Source organism: Kamptonema formosum PCC 10802 (assembly GCF_000332335.1).
Taxonomy (GTDB): domain Bacteria; phylum Cyanobacteriota; class Cyanobacteriia; order Cyanobacteriales; family Oscillatoriaceae; genus Oscillatoria.
Window position 1 is genome coordinate 4,465,492 of sequence record NZ_KB235948.1, and the last position, 21,002, is coordinate 4,486,493.

12 protein-coding genes and 1 tRNA gene are annotated in these 21,002 nt (G+C 55.3%); 6 read left to right on the top strand and 7 right to left on the bottom strand.

Translation table 11 applies throughout. From position 1 onward, the window contains the following. Positions 1–81 precede the first annotated feature (81 nt). Positions 82–7,653, bottom strand: a complete 7,572-nt coding sequence (locus OSC10802_RS0119425; RefSeq protein WP_017718435.1) for a CHAT domain-containing protein — start codon at positions 7,651–7,653, stop codon at positions 82–84. Between the two features lie 490 nt (positions 7,654–8,143). Between OSC10802_RS0119425 and hisB the strand changes: the two genes are divergently transcribed. Then, positions 8,144–8,785: an imidazoleglycerol-phosphate dehydratase HisB gene (gene hisB / locus OSC10802_RS0119430; RefSeq protein ID WP_017718436.1), complete on the top strand. Its 642-nt coding sequence runs from the start codon at positions 8,144–8,146 to the stop codon at positions 8,783–8,785. A gap of 160 nt (positions 8,786–8,945) precedes the next feature. Further along, entirely contained in the window at positions 8,946–10,079 is a 1,134-nt protein-coding gene (locus OSC10802_RS0119435; protein WP_017718437.1) for a histidinol-phosphate transaminase, read from the top strand. A gap of 297 nt (positions 10,080–10,376) precedes the next feature. On the opposite strand, the gene OSC10802_RS0119445 is transcribed toward OSC10802_RS0119435, so the two are convergent. Both OSC10802_RS0119445 and OSC10802_RS0119450 read right to left on the bottom strand, forming a co-directional pair. Beyond that, positions 10,377–10,970 carry a hypothetical protein gene (locus OSC10802_RS0119445; protein ID WP_017718439.1) on the bottom strand — a complete coding sequence of 198 codons (594 nt, stop codon included), beginning with the start codon at positions 10,968–10,970 and terminating at the stop codon, positions 10,377–10,379. 459 nt (positions 10,971–11,429) lie between these two features. Further along, a complete protein-coding gene (locus OSC10802_RS0119450) occupies positions 11,430–12,053 on the bottom strand; it encodes a GNAT family N-acetyltransferase (protein WP_017718440.1) in 624 nt (207 codons plus the stop codon). Positions 12,054–13,928: 1,875 nt separating this feature from the next. Between OSC10802_RS0119450 and OSC10802_RS0119455 the strand changes: the two genes are divergently transcribed. The 4 genes from OSC10802_RS0119455 to OSC10802_RS0119475 all read left to right on the top strand — a co-directional run bounded on the left by OSC10802_RS0119455 (position 13,929) and on the right by OSC10802_RS0119475 (position 18,685). Beyond that, on the top strand, positions 13,929–14,165 hold the full coding sequence (locus OSC10802_RS0119455; RefSeq protein WP_155968081.1) for a hypothetical protein: 237 nt from the start codon (positions 13,929–13,931) through the stop codon (positions 14,163–14,165). Between the two features lie 165 nt (positions 14,166–14,330). Further along, positions 14,331–17,861 carry a response regulator gene (locus tag OSC10802_RS40910; protein WP_044170172.1) on the top strand — a complete coding sequence of 1,177 codons (3,531 nt, stop codon included), beginning with the start codon at positions 14,331–14,333 and terminating at the stop codon, positions 17,859–17,861. A gap of 466 nt (positions 17,862–18,327) precedes the next feature. Further along, positions 18,328–18,398, top strand: a tRNA-Gly gene (locus tag OSC10802_RS0119470). A gap of 83 nt (positions 18,399–18,481) precedes the next feature. Then, on the top strand, positions 18,482–18,685 hold the full coding sequence (locus OSC10802_RS0119475; protein ID WP_155968083.1) for a hypothetical protein: 204 nt from the start codon (positions 18,482–18,484) through the stop codon (positions 18,683–18,685). On the opposite strand, the gene OSC10802_RS0119480 is transcribed toward OSC10802_RS0119475, so the two are convergent. The 4 genes from OSC10802_RS0119480 to OSC10802_RS0119500 form a co-directional block, all read right to left on the bottom strand. Continuing rightward, positions 18,682–19,431, bottom strand: a complete 750-nt coding sequence (locus tag OSC10802_RS0119480) for an HNH endonuclease (RefSeq protein WP_155968085.1) — start codon at positions 19,429–19,431, stop codon at positions 18,682–18,684. The genes OSC10802_RS0119475 and OSC10802_RS0119480 overlap by 4 nt on opposite strands. Before the next feature lie 569 nt (positions 19,432–20,000). Continuing rightward, the gene (locus tag OSC10802_RS0119485; protein WP_017718447.1) at positions 20,001–20,390 is read right to left on the bottom strand and encodes a 6-pyruvoyl trahydropterin synthase family protein; all 390 of its coding nucleotides are present in this window, start codon (positions 20,388–20,390) and stop codon (positions 20,001–20,003) included. A 1-nt stretch (position 20,391) separates the two neighbouring features. Then, a complete protein-coding gene (locus tag OSC10802_RS50360) occupies positions 20,392–20,688 on the bottom strand; it encodes a hypothetical protein (RefSeq protein WP_155968087.1) in 297 nt (98 codons plus the stop codon). A 98-nt stretch (positions 20,689–20,786) separates the two neighbouring features. Continuing rightward, a complete protein-coding gene (locus OSC10802_RS0119500) occupies positions 20,787–20,942 on the bottom strand; it encodes a hypothetical protein (protein WP_155968089.1) in 156 nt (51 codons plus the stop codon). Positions 20,943–21,002 lie beyond the last annotated feature (60 nt).

A 21,002-nucleotide genomic window follows, 5' to 3' on the forward strand; every position in this document is an offset into this window, starting at 1 on the left:
CCCCCCAACCCCCTCCCCGTTCACGGGGAGGGGGAGAAGGAGAGGGGTTCATATTATTAAGGTGCGACGGCAAAATTCATATTACCACGGGCTGCCAATCATGGTAAAAGCGGACCAATAATAGGGGTGCTTGAGATTGTGGGATCCTTCGTTGAGCAATTCTGCCGGCAGGGAAACACCGGCACGAGTTCCGCTCCGCAGCAACTGACCCCCTTCTATCCGCACTTCTCCCCGAATCATCGCCAGCTGCGCTTGACGCAGCGCCTCCGCTTTAATTTTGGCTGATGCCAAGTGCTGGTAAAACTCGGTCATTAGCGCTAAAGTTCCGGCATCGCTAACATACCACAAACTGGCAACTGCTGACTTGACTCCTGCTGCCACCGCGAAACCGGCAAACCCCAACTCCGCCTTTTCATCGCCGACTGCGGTGCGACAGGCAGACAGCACCAGCAACTCCACCGGCGGACTGTTCAGGTGAAGGTTGCGCAGCTCATCAAGGCGCAGTTTGTCCTGCCACAGCTGAATGTAAGAGTTGCTGATTTTCCCCGCTTGAAATTCCCCATGCGTTGCCAGGTGAATGATAGGATAGGGATAGTTAGAGCGCTGCTCCATCAGGTTGTCTCGCGTGAAGTCTTGATTCAAAAAGGCTTTGCCCTGCCACAACTTATGGGTAATTTCGGAAAGTTCCACCGGCACGGCTAACAAGGGTTTGCGGTCGGGAAATTCCGACGCCCCCATCGCCAGAACTTGTTTCCCGTGGAGAGGCTGGTAGCGGGTGTCAATCAAGCTGACGCTGGGGATGAGCGCCAGGCTGTATTTTTCCACGAGAAACTGTTTGCCGTCATGCAGCGCCGCCACCGGCAGACTGCGCAACCCGGCATCCATACTGAACAGCAGCGTGTCAATTTTAGCGGCTTGCAATTCCGCCTCTACCGGCGCAATCAGCCACTTATAAAGCTGCTGCGCCGGCTGCAAATAGCTGTCGGTGTTCCGTTGGCGAACGTCTGTGATTTCGTCGCGAAAATCCCGGACAGCAAGCATCAGTTTCTGCCGCTCGACTGCCGGCACAGTCTTGCGAATAAACTTGCCTTCTGGCGTCAGCAGCACCACTTCCACTTGGTCAGGAAGTGCCGTAACATATATGATAGCAGAGCGGGTGCCGGTTTGGGAAGCAATCGTTGCCAAAGCGTCTCGGATGCTTTCTGTTGAGGTCAGCTTGTTAGAGATATCTGAGCCGAAGTAGTTGGTAAATTCCCGCTCGCGGGTTTGCTCCAACTGTGCGATGGCTTCCGCCGAATTCACCGCCAGCTGGCTGCTATTAAGCACATTCAGACCGGCTGCGATCTCTTGGGCGCTGCTGCTGAGAGCGAGTTCGTTACTGTCGGGGGTGGCAGTTTTCCTGCCCGACAGGTTGGGGTTGATGCTGCTGTCAGAACTCAGGGTATGATTCAAGCTAGCAGACAGCACCGGCTGGGTTTGGGTTGAGGAAGCTACCTGCACGGAGTTTGCGGGAGCGAAAACCGGCACCGGCACGGGATTAACGCCAGCATTGATATTCACTTCTCCCGTATCCTTGCGGACTTCACCCGTGTGAATCTGTCCGCTAGCGCTCGTGAGGTTTATATCCCCACTTCCTTGAGTGCCGGTGGAGGTGAGATTGCCAGTATTTATGTTACCAATTGCAGTGTTGGTGAGGTCGCCGGCAGTTCCGCCAATAGCGCTGGAGGTTTGAGCGCCGGTGTTTATGTCGCCACCGGCAGTGTTGGTGATGCTGCCAGAATTGCCATTCGTTGCGGTGGTGGTTTGGTTGCCGGCGGTAAGATTGCCACCGGCAGTGTTGGTGATATTGCCAGAATTGCCATTTGCGGAGCTTGTGGTTTGATTGCCGGCAGTCACATCTGAGCCGGCACTGTTGTCGATCTTCCCAGAATTGCCATTTGCGGCGCTGGTGGTTTGATTGCCGGCACTCACATCTGAGCCGGCAGTGTTGCTGATATTGCCGGAATCACCCTCACCGGTGGTTGTGCTTTGATTGCCGGTGCTGATGTCCTCACCGGCTGACACATTTATATTCCCCGAATCCCCTTCATCCGTGCGAGACTGGATATTCAGAGTCGTGACGTTTCCCCCGGCACTCACTTGAATATTCCCCGCGCCCAAACTGCCTATCGAGTCCAAGTTGCCTGCCGCAATATTATTGCCATTGACGGTGATATTCCCGCTGGGCCCACTTCCCGCTTGCGTTGTGATAGTGTTTGTCGTGACGTTATTACTGTTGCTAGTCACAGTAATGTCGCCACTTTCGGTGCTGCCATAGGAGGTGATGTTACCTGCTAGGGTAATGCTACCCGGACTCGTAGTGGTGATATCACCCGCCGTACCATTAGTAGAATAAGTGTCGAGATTGCCGCTAGCATTGATGCTATTTTGGCTGTCGCTGCGGATGCTAATATTGCCGCCGCGCGATGGGCCTTCGGAGCGGATGGTAGCGATTTCGACATGTCCGGCTGCATTGATGGTAACATTGCCGGCAGCACCCCCAGAAGACATTGTATTGAGTGCGCCGGTGCTGGTATCTACCCCACCGCCGCTGCTTTCGATGGTGATATTTCCGCCGGTGGCAATGCTCCCTTCAAGTGGGGTGAAGTTCAGCACACAGCCACTATAATCGCACAACTGGTCAGCGGAAAAACCCGCCATTGACTCAATCTGCCCTGTTTTAATATCCCCAGAAGCCGTCAGGGTGACAGAACCCGCACTCCCCTGAGTTGAATAAGAGGATAGCCCACCACCGGTAGTGTCAATGCCACCGCCACTGCTAGTGAGGGTTATATCCCCCCCACTGCCGGTGACCGTGCCCAAAGAATACGACCAGATGTCATCTGTTTTAATATCCCCAGAAGCGCTCAGGGTTACAGAACCCGCATTCCCCTCATTGGATCTGGAGGATAGGCTGCCACCGACAGTTTCAATGCCACCGGCGCTGCTCTTGATTTCGATATTCCCCCCACTGCCGCTGCTTGAAATTGACTCGATTCCACTTATCTTAATATGCCCAGAAGCCGTCAGGGTGACAGCACCCGCATTTGCCTGAATTGAATAAGAGGATAGCGAGCCACCGGCAGTGTCAATGCCACCGGCAGTGCTGGTGAGGGAGATATTCCCCCCAGAGCCGGTGCCATTTGAATACGACCTGATATCCCCTGTCTTAATATCCCCAGAAGCCATCAGGGTGACAGAACCCCCATTTCCTGCTTCTGAATAGGAGGATAGCATACCGGAGGCAGTATTAATGCCACCAGCACTGCAGGTGAGGGCGATATTCCCCCCAGAGCCGGTGGCATTAGAGTTCGACCTGATATCCCCTGTCTTAATATCTCCAGAAGCCGTCAGGGTGACAGAACCTCCATTTCCCTGTGCGGAGGTGGAGTTGAGAGTGGTGGCGGTGGCATCAATGCCACCGCCGGTGCTATTTAAGGTGATATTTCCGGAATTGCCAGAAAATGGACTAACAGTGCTCACCGGCTCCGCAACCGTGATGTCACCGGCAGCGCGTAGCGAAACCTCTCCCCCACCTGAAGTTATAATCCCCACAGGCTGATCGGTAGCGCCACCCACCGTCACTCCCCCCGCTGGAGACTCGAAAAACGCCCCCCCACTTCCTGCGCTTGCCTGTAAATTGCTGACACTGATGCGCAGCGGTTCTGCCGGCAGCCCAATGCTGCCTGCATCTAATATTTCTGTCTGGAATAAAGCACTGCCGGCGGTAATTAACGAGTCGGCTGAGCTGCGCAGGATATTCCCCGCTATGGCACTGACGGTGAGAGCGCCTGCCGTGTTTATATTGCTCAGGGTGATATTGCCAACTTCTCCAAGCTGGCCCAATTCTATGGCAATATTGCCGGTGCCGGCCTTCAACGTCGCGCCCGGTGCCATTGTCACGGAACCGGCACCCGATTCGCGATAATTCGGGTTAGCGCCGTTATAGTTCCCTCGCAAGGTAATATTGCCGTTCCCGCCTGAGGTGTCGATGTCGGCGTTTATGTTGATGCTGCGACCGGCATTGAGTTCTAAATTGGAAATTGAGCTACTTTTAATGGGTTCGCTGACGGTAATGTCGTTGTGAGCGTTCAGGGTGACATCCCCGGCGACAGCGCTAATATTGCTGGCACTGGCAGTGACGCTGGCGTCTGAGTTCGTATTGAAGGCACCATCTTTGCCAGAAGCAGCAATTGTGATATTCCTCGCACCGCTCAAGCTCCCTGCGGATATGCTGCCGGCGTAAGCATTTATGGCCAGAGCCCCTGGAGTGCCATTTGTTGAAGTGGAAGCGGAGTCAAAGAATCCCCGGTTGATGATGTCACTCAAGTTGCTGGTAATGGTAATGTCCCCACCCTGCAAGAAGCCAAACGATTTGATGTCGCCGGTTAAGATTATACCACTGGCACTCAGGGAAACAGAACCCCCATTCCCCTGAGATGAAGAAGAGTCTAGCTCGCCACCGGCAGTATCAATGGCACCGGCACTGCTATTGAGGGTGATATTCCCGCCACTGCTGGTGTATGAACCCGAGGAGATGGAACCTGTCTTAATATTCCCAGAAGCTGTCAGGGTGACAGCACTGCCATTCCTCTCCCTTGAAAAAGTTTCTAGCCACCCACGGGCGGTGTCAATCCCACCGGCACGGCTCTTGAGGGTGATATCCCCCGCCTGGAACAGCGCATACGACCGGATCGCACCCGTCTTAATATCCCCATCAGCCGTCAGGGTGACAGAACCGCCTTTTTCCTCACCTGTAAAAATACTAGACATACTCCACGCATTTGAAAAAGAGGTTATCCGTCCCATAGAAGTGTCAATCGCACCGGCACTGCTATTGAGTGCGATATTCCCCCCACGTCTCATTTCCGAACTCGAACTGATGTTACCGGTCTTAATATCCCCAGAAGCTGTCAGGGTGACTGAACCGCCATTCCCCTTTTTTGAAGAAGCGTCTAGCCCGCCAAGGCTGGGATCAACAGGGTCTACCCCGCCAGTGGTTGTATCAATGCCACCGGCACGGCTAGTGAGGGTGATATTCCCCCCATTGACGGGATTATCCAACATCTCTATCTCTGAGATTGAATCACCTGAATACGACCGGATCTCACCTGTCTTAATATCCCCAAAAGCACTCAGGGTGACAGAACCCCCATCACTCTTCAATGAATAGGCAGACAGACTGCCGGCACGGCTATCAATGGCACCGCTGCGACTTTCTAGGGTGATATTCCCTCCCGTACCCCTGCCGCCCCGGTCGCCGCCCTCTTGCAACGCAACATGCCCTGATGCCGAGGAAATCGCACCTGTTACAATGTCTAGTTGCGCCGTCAGGGTGATATTTCCCCCATTCCCATTATAAGAACTGGCGTCCAGTTTGCCGGCACTCGTATTAATCCCACCGGCACTGCTGCTGAGAGTTATATCCCCCCCTCTGCCGGTGACTGACAGGGGCGGCGACACTGAACCTATCTGAACAGAACCACCTGAGATGCCGGCACTCGCATTCATCCCACCGCCACTGCTATCAATGGGAATTAGACCCCCCCCTGTGCCGGTGTCCGACACAGTCGGCGGAGGCGACACAGGCGGCGGAGGCGGCGGCGGCGGCGGCACGGGAATACTCCCAGAATCACCTGTGATGCCGGCACTCGTATCAATCCCTCCGTCAGAGCTATTGATGGAAATTATACCCCCGTCTGTGCCGGTGTCCGAGGAAGGCGGCGGCAAGGTGCCGGTCTGAATTCCCCCAGAATCACCAGACGTGCCGGCACTGCTGCTTGGGGAGCTCTCCCCACTAGCGATGCCGGTGGAAGCTGACCGCAAGGAACCTGTTACAATATCTGATGTGGCATTGAGCGTAATGGAACCGCCGTTTTCTGGGGCGCTCGTGTCAATATTGCCAACAGTTATTGCCTGCGCCGAAATTGTAATATTTCGCCCTTCCGCGCGGATGGTGTCCCCCGCATTCATAGAAAATGAGCCGGTGCCATCGCTATCCGCATCCGCCGTCAGGGTAATCGTGCCGGTGCCCGGTTTAAAGCTTAATTCATTGTCCGACAAGTCTGAGACGGTGATATCATTACTCGCCTCTAACTTGACATCAGCGTTCCCGTCCAGACTTTCCAGCTTGGCCTCAGAGATGGTAAAGGTGCCGGTGCCCTCCCCAAACAGGACTTCACTGTCCGTCACTTCACTCTCCGAGTCCCCGCCATCTCCATCCGCGATTATAATATTTTCTGGGTCTAGCAGCAAGATGCCCGGAGTGCCCAATGCGGCGCTCACATCAACAGTCCCCCGGAAAATTAGGTTCTCTTTTCCCGAGACTTCCACAAATCCGCCACTCCCAGAATTTATCCCCCCACGGGCGCTAATATGACCCAAGAAATGTGTCGTTTTATCTGACCAAACTATAACACGTCCCCCATCTCCATTCCATAGGGCGTCCGCATTAATTGCCGAATCCGAACTGACAAACGTGTGTGAGGCATTCAAGGGGCGCACAGGCAAGTTCACAGGCGGGTGCACAGGCGAGACGCCTGTGCTACGTCCTTTATAGTCGCCGCCAATCAGCACCTCCCCGCCGGCAATTGCGCCCGAAGCGTTAATATTAGCGCCGATAAGTCCAGCGCGAGCGCCCAAAACATTGACCGCGCCGCCAACACCACTCGGCGCAGACACATCTATATTCCCCGCAACAATTGCCATCCCCGATTCTGCCGGTATCCTCACCCCAGAACCTGTCAACAACACCTCGCCTTTCTCACTCACACTCAGCGCAGAGGCGTGCCCAAAATCTGGTCTGCCGGTCAGCAATTGTGGCAGCGACAATGGAGTGAGCTTTTCATTATTATGACGTAGGACAGGCGTCCCGCCTGTCCCTCCCCCCAATGCCACCGCCTCAATGTCCAAACTCAACAAATGCCCCTCTTGAGAAAGTCGCACGGCACTCTCACCCGGCACACCGGCAATGGTAATATTCCCCCCAGGACTTGTCAGGGTGCCGGTGTTTATTACTGTCCCCCCCAACAAGGTTAGACTGTTCCCAGATGTTAAGCTTAAATTCCCCTCATTGACAATCGCCCCTGGCTGTGATCTTGCGAAATTAAACGCACTCGGAGTCCCCACTAAAATATTGTAATCATTGCTACCCACCGCATTAAACCAGCCCGCACCAAACCCAATGCCGGTGGCTGCTGTCGCGGTGAAGGATGCCGGTACATTCAAGCTGGCATTTGGGCCAAACATGATGCCGGCGGGGTTCATCAGAAATAGATTCGAGTTCCCCCCGGTGACTTGGATTAATCCATTTATATAAGAAGCGTCGCTCCCGACGATCCGCCCCAGAATATTGCGGATATCCGGATTCGAGATAAAGTTGGCCGTCTGCCCCTCGCTCAGGCCAAATTTCTGGAAACTGTGGAAGAGATTCGCGCCATCTCTTGACAGGGAACCGCCTTGTATGTTAAATGTATTTCCCTCTCGCGTGACCGCCGTGCCGGTGCCGTCGGGTGCCGGTGTGACCGGTTGGGCGCGTGCCGGTGTGGCGGCTGCTAGTGAGGCGATAAAGGGAATAATTACCAGCAACGAACTCAATGACCCGGCGGGTTTCATTAGGTACATAGCCTTAATTCTATTTTTTAACCACTGGTTATAAGTCTAGAATAGTTTTGATAAATTAGCAACACCTTCCGCTTTTTTTACTGGAAGGCCGCCAGGGTGAGTATAAGTGCTTATGACAGTTCGGATCGATGCGGTCAGAACCCGGTTAACTTCGGCAAAACCCGATTTATTTACGCCCGCTCTTTCGCCTTCCTTAAGTATCACACCTTTCGCCCCTATGAATTATACTTCTAATTCAATCGTAGGAATTATATCTTAATATTAATTAATTCAATATAAAATAAATATGCAGCTACATGAAATTTGCCCTAGCAGCCGGCACTTGACCGCAACTGCCGGCGGGCCAGCAGCCAGCGCGGTAGCCCCAAAAAGGGGCACACTTAGCCCCGTGCCCGCTTGCAGGAGAGGGTTGGGGTGGCGAGCTCCATTGCCGGCACTCAGCAGAACGTGATATAATTCGCTTCCCTAGCCAGCAGCTGCCATGCAAACACGCGACCGCAACCCCCAAACCCTCCCCAACCCAGAACAGCCACCGGCACGCACCGCCAGTGTCCGCCGCACCACCGGCGAAACCGACGTGCAAGTCAGCCTCAACCTGGATGGCACCGGCATGTGCACCGCCAAAACCGGCATCCCCTTCCTCGACCACATGCTGCACCAGATCGCCTCCCACGGACTGATCGACCTGGACGTTCGCGCCACCGGCGACATCGAAATCGACGATCACCACACCAACGAAGACGTGGGCATCACCCTGGGGCAAGCCCTAGCCAAAGCCCTCAGCGATCGCAAAGGCATCGTCCGCTTTGGCCACTTCACCGCCCCCCTCGATGAAGCCCTGATTCAAGTCGCCCTGGACTTTTCCGGACGCCCCCACCTCAGCTACGGGTTGCAAATCCCCACCCAGCGCGTCGGCACCTACGACACCCAACTCGTGCGCGAATTTTTCGCCGCCCTCGTCAACCACAGCCAAATCACCCTGCACATCCGCCAGCTCTCCGGCATTAACTCCCACCACATCATCGAAGCCACCTTCAAAGCCTTCGCCCGCGCCCTGCGCATGGCCACCGAAATCGACCCCCGCCGCGCCGGCAGCATTCCCAGTTCCAAAGGCGTTTTGTAATATCAATTTTGGATTTTAGATTTTGGATAATGGAATTGAAAAAGACGGCAGGAAAGCTTTTTCATCCACAGTAGGGGCGGGTTGACAGACAATCTTGGCTTCCCGCAGACATCCGGAGTGAACCCGCCCCTAATATCTATCTCAACTTTGTGTGAAATCCATGCTTCCATTTATCCGCTCCGACCTTGGCGAGCTCAGCGCCTACACCCCCAATCCAGGCGGCACCCCAGACGAGCCCGCTCCCATTTCCCCCGACCGGCTCGACGCCAACGAAAGCCCCTACGACTTGCCCTCTGACTTAAAACAAAAGCTGGCTTGGACTTACCAGCAGGAAATCGAGTCGAACCGCTATCCAGATGGCAGCCACGCCGCCCTCAAACAAGCCATCGCCGAATATGTCTGCGAAACAGCCACTCCCTCGCCAGCAGATAGCATCACCCCAGAAAATATCACCGCCGGCAATGGCTCCGACGAACTGATCCGCTCCCTAATTATGGCCACCTGCTTGCGCGGAGAAGGCTCTGTCCTCGTGGCCAATCCCACCTTCTCCATGTATGCAATTCTGGCAGAAACCCTCGGCGTGCCGGTTGTGCCGGTGGGGCGCAGTGAAACGAACTTTGAAATGGACTTGGGGGCGGCGCAGCAGGCGATAGAACAAACCCAGAACCCGCCGGTGCGTGCCGTGTTCGTCGTCCACCCCAACTCCCCCACCGGCAGCGCCCTCACGCCGGCTGAACTCGACTGGCTCAGGAATTTGCCTCCGCACATTCTCGCAGTCATTGACGAAGCTTATTTTGAATTCAGTAGAAATACGGTTGCGGCGGAGCTGCGCAGCCACCCCAACTGGGTTATTTTGCGGACATTTTCCAAAGCCTTCCGGCTGGCAGCCCACCGAGCCGGTTATGCCATCGGCAACCCAGAACTGATCGCCACCCTGGAAAAAATCCGCCTCCCCTACAATTTGCCCAGCTTCACCCAAGCAGCAGCCCTCAGCGCACTGCGCCACCGGCACGAACTGCTGGCGTCGGTGCCCGAAATTCTCGCCGAGCGCGACAGGTTGAGAGACGCCCTCGCCCAGATGCCGGCGCTCCAGGTGTGGCCCACCGACGCCAATTTCATCTACCTGCGGCTCTCTGGTGCCGGTGGCAATGACGCCTTGGCGAGCCTCACCGAGCAGCTGAGAGCCGGTGGCACCCTCGTGCGCCACACCGGCGGCGGTTTGCGAATCACCGTCGGCACCCCCGAAGAGAACTCCCGGACACTCCGGCGTTTTAAAGCACTTTTCAGCCGGTAGAGAGACAGGAAAGTGAGTCCGAAATTAGGGTATTAGGGGATTAGGGCTGGCAAACTTGCTTGAGTTACGGTTAATTAATTTTCATAAAATTCCTGTGGGGGGTTTCTTAAAGAAACCCGGTTTCTGAACCGGCATGGCCTCGGGCGCATGGCCTCGGGCGCATGGCGGGGACACGCAAAACAATCAATCGAAAATCTGGGCATCGAAAATCCGGGCATCCAAAATCCGGGCATCCAAAATCCAAAATTCACAATGCGATGATGCCCCATGCCCCATGCCCAATGCGCCATACCCAATCTAAGCCATCACCGGGGCGGAAAGCTGCGAAGCGGTGCGGCGCACAGTGGCTACAGTTTGCGGCAAAACGCCCACGAGACGAGCAAAAGCCTCATCCGAGATTTGGCTCACCGTCTGCGGGTCAAAGTAATGCTCAAACTGGGTCAAGACAGTTTGGGCTCGCTGCATCGGTGCCGCGTTTTGCGTCAGCTGTTCGATTAAGCGAATCCAGTGACGGCGAATCGAGAAAGCCTTCTGTCGCTCTTGGTGGGATTCGGGATAGACCAAAGCCAGATCGCCCACCGGCACGATTTGCTGGCAGTCCACATCCAAGAAGCCGCCGACCGCCGCTCCCGGGCCAGCAAACTCAGCGTGGAAGCGCTTGTAGATAATTAAGCCGCAGCGGCGATTTTTAGCCACCGCCAGCAGCTGTCCGCTGCCTATCTGGGCGAGGATTTCCGATTTTCGAGCGTGCAAGATCAAGCTCTGGCAAGGGGTGGGAGTTTTTGTTGCCAATCGTTCAGTGTTCTGTGAGCTGAGGGTATGAATGCCGGTGCTTGAGTTATGCACGGCGTCAAAAGCTTTGCTCTCGTGCTGCTGGTTATTGCGATTCATCTGAAATTCACTCCTGCTGCGTGCACCAAAACCCAAAGCCCAGAAGGTGACTCAATTAGGTGTACTTTTGGAAGACCCATGCGGATGGGAGTCCCATCTGTAATATCAATGATGACTTGGTGGCGCGGCTTGTAATAACAAGATTTAGTAAATCTTAGCCGCCCTACCCCCCAGCTTTTGTGAAGATTTTTTAAAGCCGGTCTGAGAGTTCCCACGCAGGGAGCGTTCCGGGAAAGACAGGACTGAAATGCTATATTTAGATTACTTCCGGTTTATTGATTGGAATTAATTCCTGTCCTGCTCTAACTAAAATAGTGTTTTTATGCCCTAATAAAGTAAACTAATCAACCGTAATTTATATCATCTCCCATCTTCCGCCACCGCGCAAGGCCATCAGGAAGCACTGTTTGACACCGGCACGGGAGCCGCCGGTGGCGGGGAGGGCGGCTGCGCCTGAGTTCAGTGTCTTTGGGCGAGGTCCTTGCGCAGCAACATCCGCTTGGGCTGTCCCAGCAACCAAGAATGCCAGGGGCTGTCAGCCTCCTGCAGCCGGTAGCCCACCTTGAAATAGAGCCGGCGAGCCTGATGGTTATTTTCCAGGACGTGCAGGTAGATGTCTCGGAAGCCCCATTCGAGGGCCATGCGTTCGCAGGCGAGCAGCAATTGCCCAGCCACTCCCTGGCGGCGGCTCTCCTGTTGCACAGCCAGATTAGACACATAGGGATATTGGGAGTCACAGTGAGGCCAGGAATGGATGGAGCGCAGCGCCATTTCCACCGTGCCGACGATAGCTGGCTGGATGTGGGTTGGGGTTTTGGGCGAGACATCGATAGCCACAAAGCAGACGTAGTGCGCCGTGGCAAAGCGGAGCCGGTGCCGCAAGTCTTCATAGATGCTCATGCGCAAGAATGGATAAACCCAGCGCATCAGACCCTCGCGAGAGTGAAAGCTATCGGTGAGGATCTCAGCAAGGCAGGTCAGATCCTGCGGTTGGGCAGCACGGATGAGCAAGCGGTTAGAACCGGCATCAGAGCCGGAAAAATCTGGCTTGCCTGGGGTTGCGGAGGAAAAGCAGGGGTTCACAACTAAACTCAGGATACTTGCGAGATCGTCCTAAATTCTGCGGGCAGCTGAGAGCGGCGTTCCATAAAGGCATGGTGTCAAATTTTATAGATTTGACTTCAGAGGGGAGATCCGTGCGCCAAAACTCACACAAACTGACCTGGAGTTATACCCTCAGGAGTTGAAGCAAGTTTTCTGTTTGTCCGCGGGAGTGGGTTCTCCGGGGTATCAACGGGGAACGAATCCTCAGCCTTTGAAATAGCTTTAGATAGGAAGCACTGTTCCGGGAGCGCCACCTTGATTCTCCCTCATTGTGCCTTACAGCTTAGCATTTCGGCCAGTACGCCGTGGGGAATAGGCGCAGCTGCGAGTGCCAATTGCCTCCCTCCCTGTTGGCGTCCAGTTTCCAACCCTAACCTGCAATGTCAAAGGGCCACTCTATTGGGAGCTGCCAAATCCTCTGCTGCGATCGAGGCACTCCCCCACCCAGTTGAGATCGCGAGGCGCGCTACTGAAAGCGAAGACTGTATTTATAAGACCGCTGTTTCTCTTCAGCCGGTTTCCAAAAAATGTCCGCCCTTCCCCTCTCTAGGTTTAAATATTTTATGGAGACAATCCAGCGCTACTCATTCTCTTTTTCTCAAGATGAGTTGCCTGCTATCTCTCCCCCGCCGCCTATCAAACCTTATTTTTTTGTTATGCCCGCTAAAAAAAAATGCGTAAAATCTCTTTATTTCGCCCTCAGGCATAACCGGAAATGCTGCTGAAATGATTAAAAATAAGGGCGGTCTTGTAGGACATGCAATCTTTGAAAGGCAGGGGGTGAGGAAATCATAATATTTCCCCTGAATTTACGGGGTTATTGCTGGAAAAGCTAGCCCTTCAATCTTCTTCCAGAAAGGAGGAACAGTAGCGCTCGCGGCTTACCGGAATTGCCTGGATATTGAGATTATACCACTAGCAGAGCAATTTGGCAAGAGAATAGAGTAAATTAAGGCAACTTTGTGGCGTTTCCGCGTCCCCCGAGCAGCCCTTGGCAGGGGTTGGCAGTCCCGCCTTAATGTCAGCGGAGCCGCACCAGAGGGGCGCGGTGTTGGAGTGGGTGCCGGCAGGGCAAGCGGTCGATTGGCAGAGCAATTGGGCTCTCAAAGGACGCGGATGTGGGGCGTGAGACGGAATAAGGGACAGGAGACGGAGGTCTAGCCCCACAGCCGGCGGACAGATGGTTCCTGTCGGAATGCCTGAGCTGGCGGAAGTTGCCGCAGCCAGAGAATCAACAGGCCGGCCTGTTGGTATACTGAACTGTACCCAACCTGTAAGGCGCTCTCGCACCGCGGAACCTGAGGCAGGGCGCGAGCGTAGGCTTGGCGGGGTTGCAGCCACAGGAGCGTGTGACAGCGGTGGCGCAAGGCACGGGCACCGATTCAAATCCGGAGCGGCTGCCGGTTTTGGCTTCGTGGCGGCTAGGCTGCGAATAGCCGTGGCAAAACAGCACCGGAAAACACCCCAGCAGGGGGGAGCGGCTTGCGGATGAGAGTTTTTCACTGATTGACCGCTCCCCAAGCTCCCGGCGCTCACTCAAACCCAAGGAGGGCATCGGTGCCTCTGGTTGGGGTTAGGTGTTAGTTTTTAGAGGGAATCTTAATAAGTAAGAACATTGCCCCCACCGGCTGTCAGATGAGAGAGTTTCCTGGCAGCTAGCTTGCAGGCTTATTGGCTGTATTAGGATCGTACATAAGGAGTGCATCAACCAATGGAAGTGCGGGGCTCTCACCACCCAGGAAGGGCACGGTCCGGTGCTCGCCTGCCGCTTGCCTGTCCAGTTTTTCGGCTGGCACCGACTGCGCCGCAGTGCCAGACCGCAGGTCACACCATCACACCCAAAGGATCGCTCCTTTGACTGAGATGACAATTCGGGTTGCTTTTTTCAAGTCCCCTGACGCCGCGCCTGACCTGCGGATTCTCCCAGGTCCGGTGTTAAAGGTTGAGCGCGGCAGCAATGGGCGCACACCCCCCAGGGGGACTGGGGACGCCCGCCACCGGCACCTTTGGGCTGACGCAACCACGGCCCCACACCCCCTGGCACGCCTTGCTGCCGGTGGGGGCAGCATGACGGATTTCCAAAGGGGCTAGAGCGCCGGAGATTTTAGATTTTACAGTAGAGATTAATCCGGGCATTCCAAACTAAAGCAAAACCTAAAATGACTGTATCCCTCCCTGCTACCCTCACGCTCGTAACCTCCTAGGCTTGATAAAACAATGTTGGATCTAACTGCCCTAGCTGTAGGAGAGCGGTGCATGACCTCCCAAGAAAACAGTAAGCCCAAAATTCTGGTTGTCGATGACGAACCGGATAACCTGGATCTGCTTTACCGCACCTTCCACGAGGAATATAAAGTGCTGAGGGCAGAGAGCGGACCGGCGGCGCTGGATATTCTCGCCACCGAGGGAGATATTGCCGTGATCATCTCCGACCAGCGCATGCCCCTGATGAGCGGGACCGAGTTTCTCAGCCTCACCGCCACCCACTATCCAGACGTGATCCGGATTATTCTCACCGGCTACACCGATGTGGAAGACCTGGTGGAAGCGATCAACGCCGGCAAGGTGTTCAAGTACGTCACCAAACCCTGGGACGCCGAACACCTGCAATCCGTCGTGCGGCAAGCCGTGGACACCCACAACGTCCTGAAAGCCCGGACGCGGGAGCTCTGCCGCACCCTGCGCCAGGAATCGCTGCTGAATGTGGTGACCAATACGATTCGCTCGCGCACCAACTACCGGCAGATTCTCCAGACGATCGTAGAGACAGTTGGCCAGATGTTTGAGGTCACCTGCTGCATCCTGCGTCCGGTTCAGGACGACCAGATGGTGGACGAATGGTTCGTCTACCGCAGCAAGACTGAGGAGAAAACCTCTCTCAACGGAGCCGCATCGAGAGAGCCGGCAGGCGTAAGTGCCGAGTTGGCCCAGACGGTTTGGGACACTCGCGATGTCGAGGTGATCAACGATACAGAAACTGACCCGCGATTCAGTGAGACAGAGGAGGGCGTCGCCCGCGCCGCAGCGTGCCGGTCGGCCAATATCCGCTCCAGTCTGGTGGTGCCGCTGTTCTGCCGGCTGGATCTGATGGCCGTGCTGGCCCTGCACCAAATGGGTGAGCCGCGCACCTGGCAGGATGACGAGGTGCAGATGGTGATTATGGTGGCGGATCAAGCGGCTCTGGCCCTGGCCCAGGCGCGAGCTTACGAGCAAGTGCGGGCCCTGGCCAAACGAGAGGCCCTGATCAACACGATCACGTCGGCGATTCGCTCCAGCCTCAACCCGACCGACATTTTTGCGGCGATCACCCAACAGCTGGGACAAGCCCTGCACGCAGATGGCTGCGCCCTGTCCCTGTGGACGGAGGAAGATGAGTACGTGCAGTGTGTGGGACTGTATGACGCGGGGCTGCAGGAGGTGGAAGTCCAGGCGATTGGGGAAGGGGCGGACGCCAAAAGTAAAGACACCTCTCGCTACCTGCCTAGGTCGGTGGTGCCGATTCGCGGCAATCCGGTGCTGCTGCAGCTGCTGATGTCGCGAAAGCCGGTGGTGGTCAGCGATCTGGAAGCCAAGCCAGAACTGAACGTGCTGGACTTGCCCCTCCGATCGCCGGCGCGGGCGCTGCTGGTGGTGCCCCTGCAGTCGGAGGGCCAAATTATCGGCAGCATTTCCCTGCGCACGACGGCAAAACCCCGCCAGTGGTCGGCGTCCGATATCGAGCTGGCCCAAGCTGTGGCGGCGCAGGCAGCTATCGCAGTGCAGCAGTCCAGGCTCTATCAAAAAACTCGCCAGCAGGCGGAACGGCTTATGGAGCTAGACCGGCTGAAAACGGAGTTTTTCCAAAATATTTCCCACGAGTTCCGCACGCCGCTGACGCTGATGATTGGCCCGCTGGAGTCAGCGGTCACCGAAGGCGCGGCTCTGCCCTACGAGCAGGCGGAAATCGCCCTGCGCAACTCCCGGCGCTTGCTGCGACTGGTCAACCAGCTGCTGGACTTGCAGCGCATCGATGCCGGTCGGATGCAGCCCACGTTTCGCCCCTGCGACTTGGTGGATTTCGTCAGCCAAACGGTGGATTCGTTTCGCCCCTACTGCCAGAAAAAAGGCATCGGGGTCTACACCCAGCTCAGCGACTGCCCCTCGGTTTACCTGGATCTGGAAAAGTTTGACAAGGTGCTGTACAATCTTCTCTCCAATGCGATGAAGTTTACGCCCAAGGGCGGCAGCATTACTGTCACCCTCCAGCGGGCTGGGGATCACTGCCTGCTGCAAGTGAGAGACACCGGCATTGGCATCCGCGCTGACCAAATCCCCCACCTGTTTGAGCGGTTCCGCCAAGCTGAGGGCTCGGCGAGCCGGTCTCACGAGGGCAGCGGTTTGGGGCTGGCTCTGGTGAAAGAACTGGTGGAGATCCACGGCGGCCAAATTACTGTGGAGTCGGTTTACCGGTCAGGGGCTGCGTTCACGGTTTGGCTGCCCACCGGCACCGCCCACCTGCCTCCCGAACAAATTATTGAAGTGCCCACGGGCGTGCTGCCCTCTCGCGCGGCAGAAGAGCTGGCTGATGTGGAGGTTGAGCAAGACTCTGAAGAGTTAGCGCTTCTCAGCGAGCAGTTTAGAACATTAACTCAAAATTCTCCTCCTGCAGCGGAACGCTCAGCACATAAGCTAAAAGCTGACTCTCACGAGACTGTTTTGTTCGTGGATGACAATCCGGATTTGCGCACTTATGTCTCTGGGATTCTCAAGCAGAAAGGCTATCAGGTAGTCGTCGCCCGCAATGGGGCGGAGGGATTCCAGCTGGCTCAGAAGCACCGCCCAGACATGATAGTGACGGATTTGATGATGCCGCTGGTGTCCGGTTTGGATATGATTCGCATGATTCGGGAGGATCGGGGTTTAAAGGCAACGCCTGTGGTTTTGCTGACGGCAAAGGCGAACGAAGAAACTCGCTTGGAAGGGGTGGAAAAGGGAGCCGACGCCTACCTGGCTAAGCCGTTTAATGACCGGGAGCTGCTGGCAACGGTGCGCAATTTGCTGGCGCTTAAGGCTCAGGAGCGGCGGGTGCAGGAACTCAATGCCTACCTCACTGAGTCGGTGCTCAAGCGGTTTTTGCCGCCTTCTATGGTGCGCAAGGCGGCTGTGGGTGAGCTGGCGCTGGACTTGCGTCCAGAACCCCGGCTGATTACGATTTTGTTCAGCGATATTGTCGGCTTTACCCAGCTGGCGAATACGCTGCGCTCCCGCCGGGTGGCTGAGCTGCTCAATGAATATTTGGCGCAAATGACGCTGGCGGTGTTTGATAATGGCGGTACGGTGGACAAGTTTGTGGGAGATGCGGTCATGGCCCTGTTTGGGGCTCCGGAGGAGCTGACTCCCAATGAGCAGGTGCGGCGTGCGGTGGCGGCGGCGCAGCAAATGCAGCGCTCTCTGGCGCTGCTCAACCACCGCTGGCAAGAGCAGGGTTTGGTGGGCAGTGCCGGTGTGCCGCCGATTCAGTTCCGCTGCGGCATCCATCAGGGCACTGCTGTTGTGGGTATGTTCGGCAGCGAAGCCCGCGCTGATTACACTGCTATTGGGCCTTCGGTGAATATTGCGGCTCGGCTGCAAGAAGCGGCAGATCCGGGCAGCATTCTGGTTTCCGCTGCAGTGGCGGACTATCTCGATGAGGAGGAGATCACTAAGTTCCGCCCCCTGATGCTGAAGGGGATCGATGAGACGGTTCTCACTTTTGTCCTCCAAACCGAAACCGCCGGCCAGTCCCAGCTCCCGCTCACCGGCACATAAGGTGTAATTGTCAATTGTTAATTGGAAATTGTTAGGCCCTGTGAGGACAGGGCTGGCTATAAAAGAAGTAACAATTAACTGTTAGCGATTAACGATTAACAAAACTTATGGCAGCCCGGTTGGGGAGTCCTTGCCCCACAGAGGTCTGCCGGTGGGCCCGAACAACTTGTTATGCATTTAATTTGCGTCATCTATCTCTATGGCATCGTTTTCAGTGATACTGTAAAAGCCGCTGTGGGGGATATACCTAGTTTGAGAAAAGAGCAAATTAAAAGCCGAACAGCGCAATCTGGAGAGAGGGTGAGGGAAGACCGGCACCGCGCCGGCTGTGCAAATCAGGTTTTTTGGAAAATTTGCTTGACTTGTCTGGAGGTTGTGTTAATATAGAGAAGGCTCGGTTAAAGAGCCATAAAAAAAATAGTGTCAGTGGGGCTAAACCCCAACTGCAAAGGCTAACTGTGTCGGTGCGGGCGTAGTTTAGTGGTAAAACTATAGCCTTCCAAGCTATTAATGCGGGTTCGATTCCCGCCGCCCGCTTTGATAAAACCTAGCTGATATAAGGGTTTCAGCCAATAATTCCTGTTAGGATGGGTTTGGTAATCTATCCTAACAGCTGTTTTTTGGGCGGAGTTTGGGGGAGAGAAGAGTGGGGAATTCCCCCAAACAAAAGGTTTTATTTATTATCAGCTGAGGGCTGCAATTGCGGATCTGCGGCGATTGGACAGCTGAAAGCGGGGTTAGAGGGATTGCCGGTGAGGTGCCGGTGGGGTGCCGGTGGGTGGGGGTGGGTGGGGGTGGGGACAGTACAGTCAGGGTTGTTCTAAACAGTCATTCCCCTGCAGGCGGTGTGGTGACTTCTAATCAGCGCCGTTAATTCGCCCATCGTCAGCCAGGGTCGTTTTGCATGGAGCATACGATGGCAGTTTGAACAAACAAGAGCTAGGTCTTCAATATGCGTTTTCTCCCCAGGTCTTAAAGTATGAAGGGGCTTCAGGTGATGGCACTCGATAAAACCTTTACCATGTTCGCCGTAAGTTTGCTCAAAGTCAAAGCCGCACGCTTCGCAGAATAAGCGACCGTGTTCTTTCAGGAATTTGGACTTGCGCTGATTGACTAGCTTTTGACTTCGCTCCCTTAGCCTGTGAACCTTTGTTAAAATCCGACCTTCTTCAGCCTCTTCAACGCCGTCAACTTCCTCCTCATTTGAGGTTTCCGGCAGTGCTTCGTCTGAACTTACTATCGCACGAATAGCTTCGGCTAACTGCCGACATTTTTCAGGAGCATTAGCAAATTCTTGCCAGACAGTTTCTTCAGCCTTACCACCTCTCTGAAGCCCGGAACCTTGGTAGGCAGGGTCTAGACGTAAGAAGTTGCGGAGCTTCATATGGACGCTGTTTGGATTCCGGTAGCGCTCGTCACGGTAAGAATAAGTGTGCAGTCTTAGCTTGTTCAGCAGATCGCTAAGTTCCATAATTTCGGAGCTATTCTTTGCAGGTATCGATGGTTTGTGGCGCAGGTATAGTTCCAGAGCCAGGATTAGTTCATCTCTATGCCAAGGAGGGTTTTTCATTCCCATTTACCACTCTCGCTCTACTCAATAAAACTCTCGTAGCTATTAGAGGGCTTTCAGAAGAATTATGTTATTAAGATATAGCAATGGACAGTCAGTTTAGGACAGCGCCGGAACGCTGCGCTTACAAAGCCGTTGCAGGAAGTACGCACTTCGGGAGATTGGGACAGGCAAGATGCCTGTCCTGCGAAGTATAGCAGTAGGCAGTTAGGTTAGGGCATTAGATCAAGAGGGCAGGCGAGACGCCTGCCCTACGCCTTTTATCCCTAGGCCACTGATGTCCGCGCCCAATATGACTACTGCTATATATCCGTAAGGCAGGCGTTCTCTCCGACCCTCAATGTCTAATGTCCTAACCAATTTGGCTAGTGCTAGAGTAGGGCATACAGGCGATTGCCTTACTTGCGAGTTTATGAGTAGGATAACACAATTAAATGCACTTAATTCTTCCTCAGACTCGCCGTAACCGCGTGCGGGAAGGGGGCTGCAGGGTCGGGTATCTTATCTTCACACCCACCGGCACCCTCACCCCAAGGAGAAAAACTCAACCCTCCCCAGAAGACCTCACCTCAGTCATCCTCGTACTCCACCCAAGAATTGGGAGTCTCAGACACAGCCACCTTCAACTGCACCCCCACCGGCACCCGCCGCTTCGTCTCATCATAGATATACTTAGCAATCATCTCCGCCGTTGTCTCATACTCCGCCGGCATCACCTCATTGAGGACGCAGTGATCCAGCCCTCCCTTACTCACATCTTGCTTGGCCCAGCGCAGCGTCTTGAAATCCGCCACCATCACTTCGTGAGGGCAGTATTGCGAGGCGTGCAGCTTCTGTGAAGTCGCCTCCACCCGCACTCTGTAGGTGTGCCCGTGCATTCGCCCGCATGGCCCATCATAGTCTCGGATAAAATGGGCGCTGTCAAAGGTAAACTCCGTGCGCACTGTCCACTTGGGCATCTTAACATCTCTCCACAATCAATCCTCCATCCTTTAAGGATGGCCGAAAATCCGCGCCGCACAAACCCCGGACAGATCCCTCTGTTCCCCTTCCCTTTCTTACTCCCCCTCCCCGCTTGCGGGGAGGGGGTTGGGGGGTGGGGTTTCTTTGGATGCCGGCAAAAATTTTTCCAGAATGCCGGTGCAACGCCCCGAAAGTCCGCGCCGCCTGAAACCGGCTGTGCTGGCAATTCCCACCCTCCGTCACTTTAACGCTATATCGACTCGGGAGCATCCCGGTTGTGCGAGCGTAGCCCATATCAATGCGACAATGATTTCAGCAGAGGGCAGGAGGACAACAGCTGAATCCCGGAAACGGGATTGAAAGAAACCATGCCTCCCCTCTCCCCCCAGCATTTATTTTGCCCTCTGCCACAAAACCCGAGAGCGCCAGGAGAGCCCACTGACGCCGGCTTGGATCGCACCGGCAACCTCCGCCCCACCCCCGACCGGCTGGCCGACTGTCCCGCCCGCCCCCGCCTGACGCCAGCGATTGAGCCACCCCCTCAACATTTCTTCACCTCCTTCCCCCCAAGCCATGCGGTAAGCTATAATTCTAAACTTCCTCGGCAA

Coding starts and splice junctions, on each gene's coding strand:
- hisB (WP_017718436.1), top strand. CDS start 8,144: ATGCAAACACGCGACCGCAACCCCCAAACCCTCCCCAACCCAGAACAG.
- OSC10802_RS0119435 (WP_017718437.1), top strand. CDS start 8,946: ATGCTTCCATTTATCCGCTCCGACCTTGGCGAGCTCAGCGCCTACACC.
- OSC10802_RS40910 (WP_044170172.1), top strand. CDS start 14,331: ATGACCTCCCAAGAAAACAGTAAGCCCAAAATTCTGGTTGTCGATGAC.
- OSC10802_RS0119485 (WP_017718447.1), bottom strand. CDS start 20,390: ATGCCCAAGTGGACAGTGCGCACGGAGTTTACCTTTGACAGCGCCCAT.
- OSC10802_RS0119445 (WP_017718439.1), bottom strand. CDS start 10,970: ATGAATCGCAATAACCAGCAGCACGAGAGCAAAGCTTTTGACGCCGTG.
- OSC10802_RS50360 (WP_155968087.1), bottom strand. CDS start 20,688: ATGGGCTACGCTCGCACAACCGGGATGCTCCCGAGTCGATATAGCGTT.
- OSC10802_RS0119480 (WP_155968085.1), bottom strand. CDS start 19,431: ATGAAAAACCCTCCTTGGCATAGAGATGAACTAATCCTGGCTCTGGAA.
- OSC10802_RS0119500 (WP_155968089.1), bottom strand. CDS start 20,942: ATGTTGAGGGGGTGGCTCAATCGCTGGCGTCAGGCGGGGGCGGGCGGG.
- OSC10802_RS0119425 (WP_017718435.1), bottom strand. CDS start 7,653: ATGAAACCCGCCGGGTCATTGAGTTCGTTGCTGGTAATTATTCCCTTT.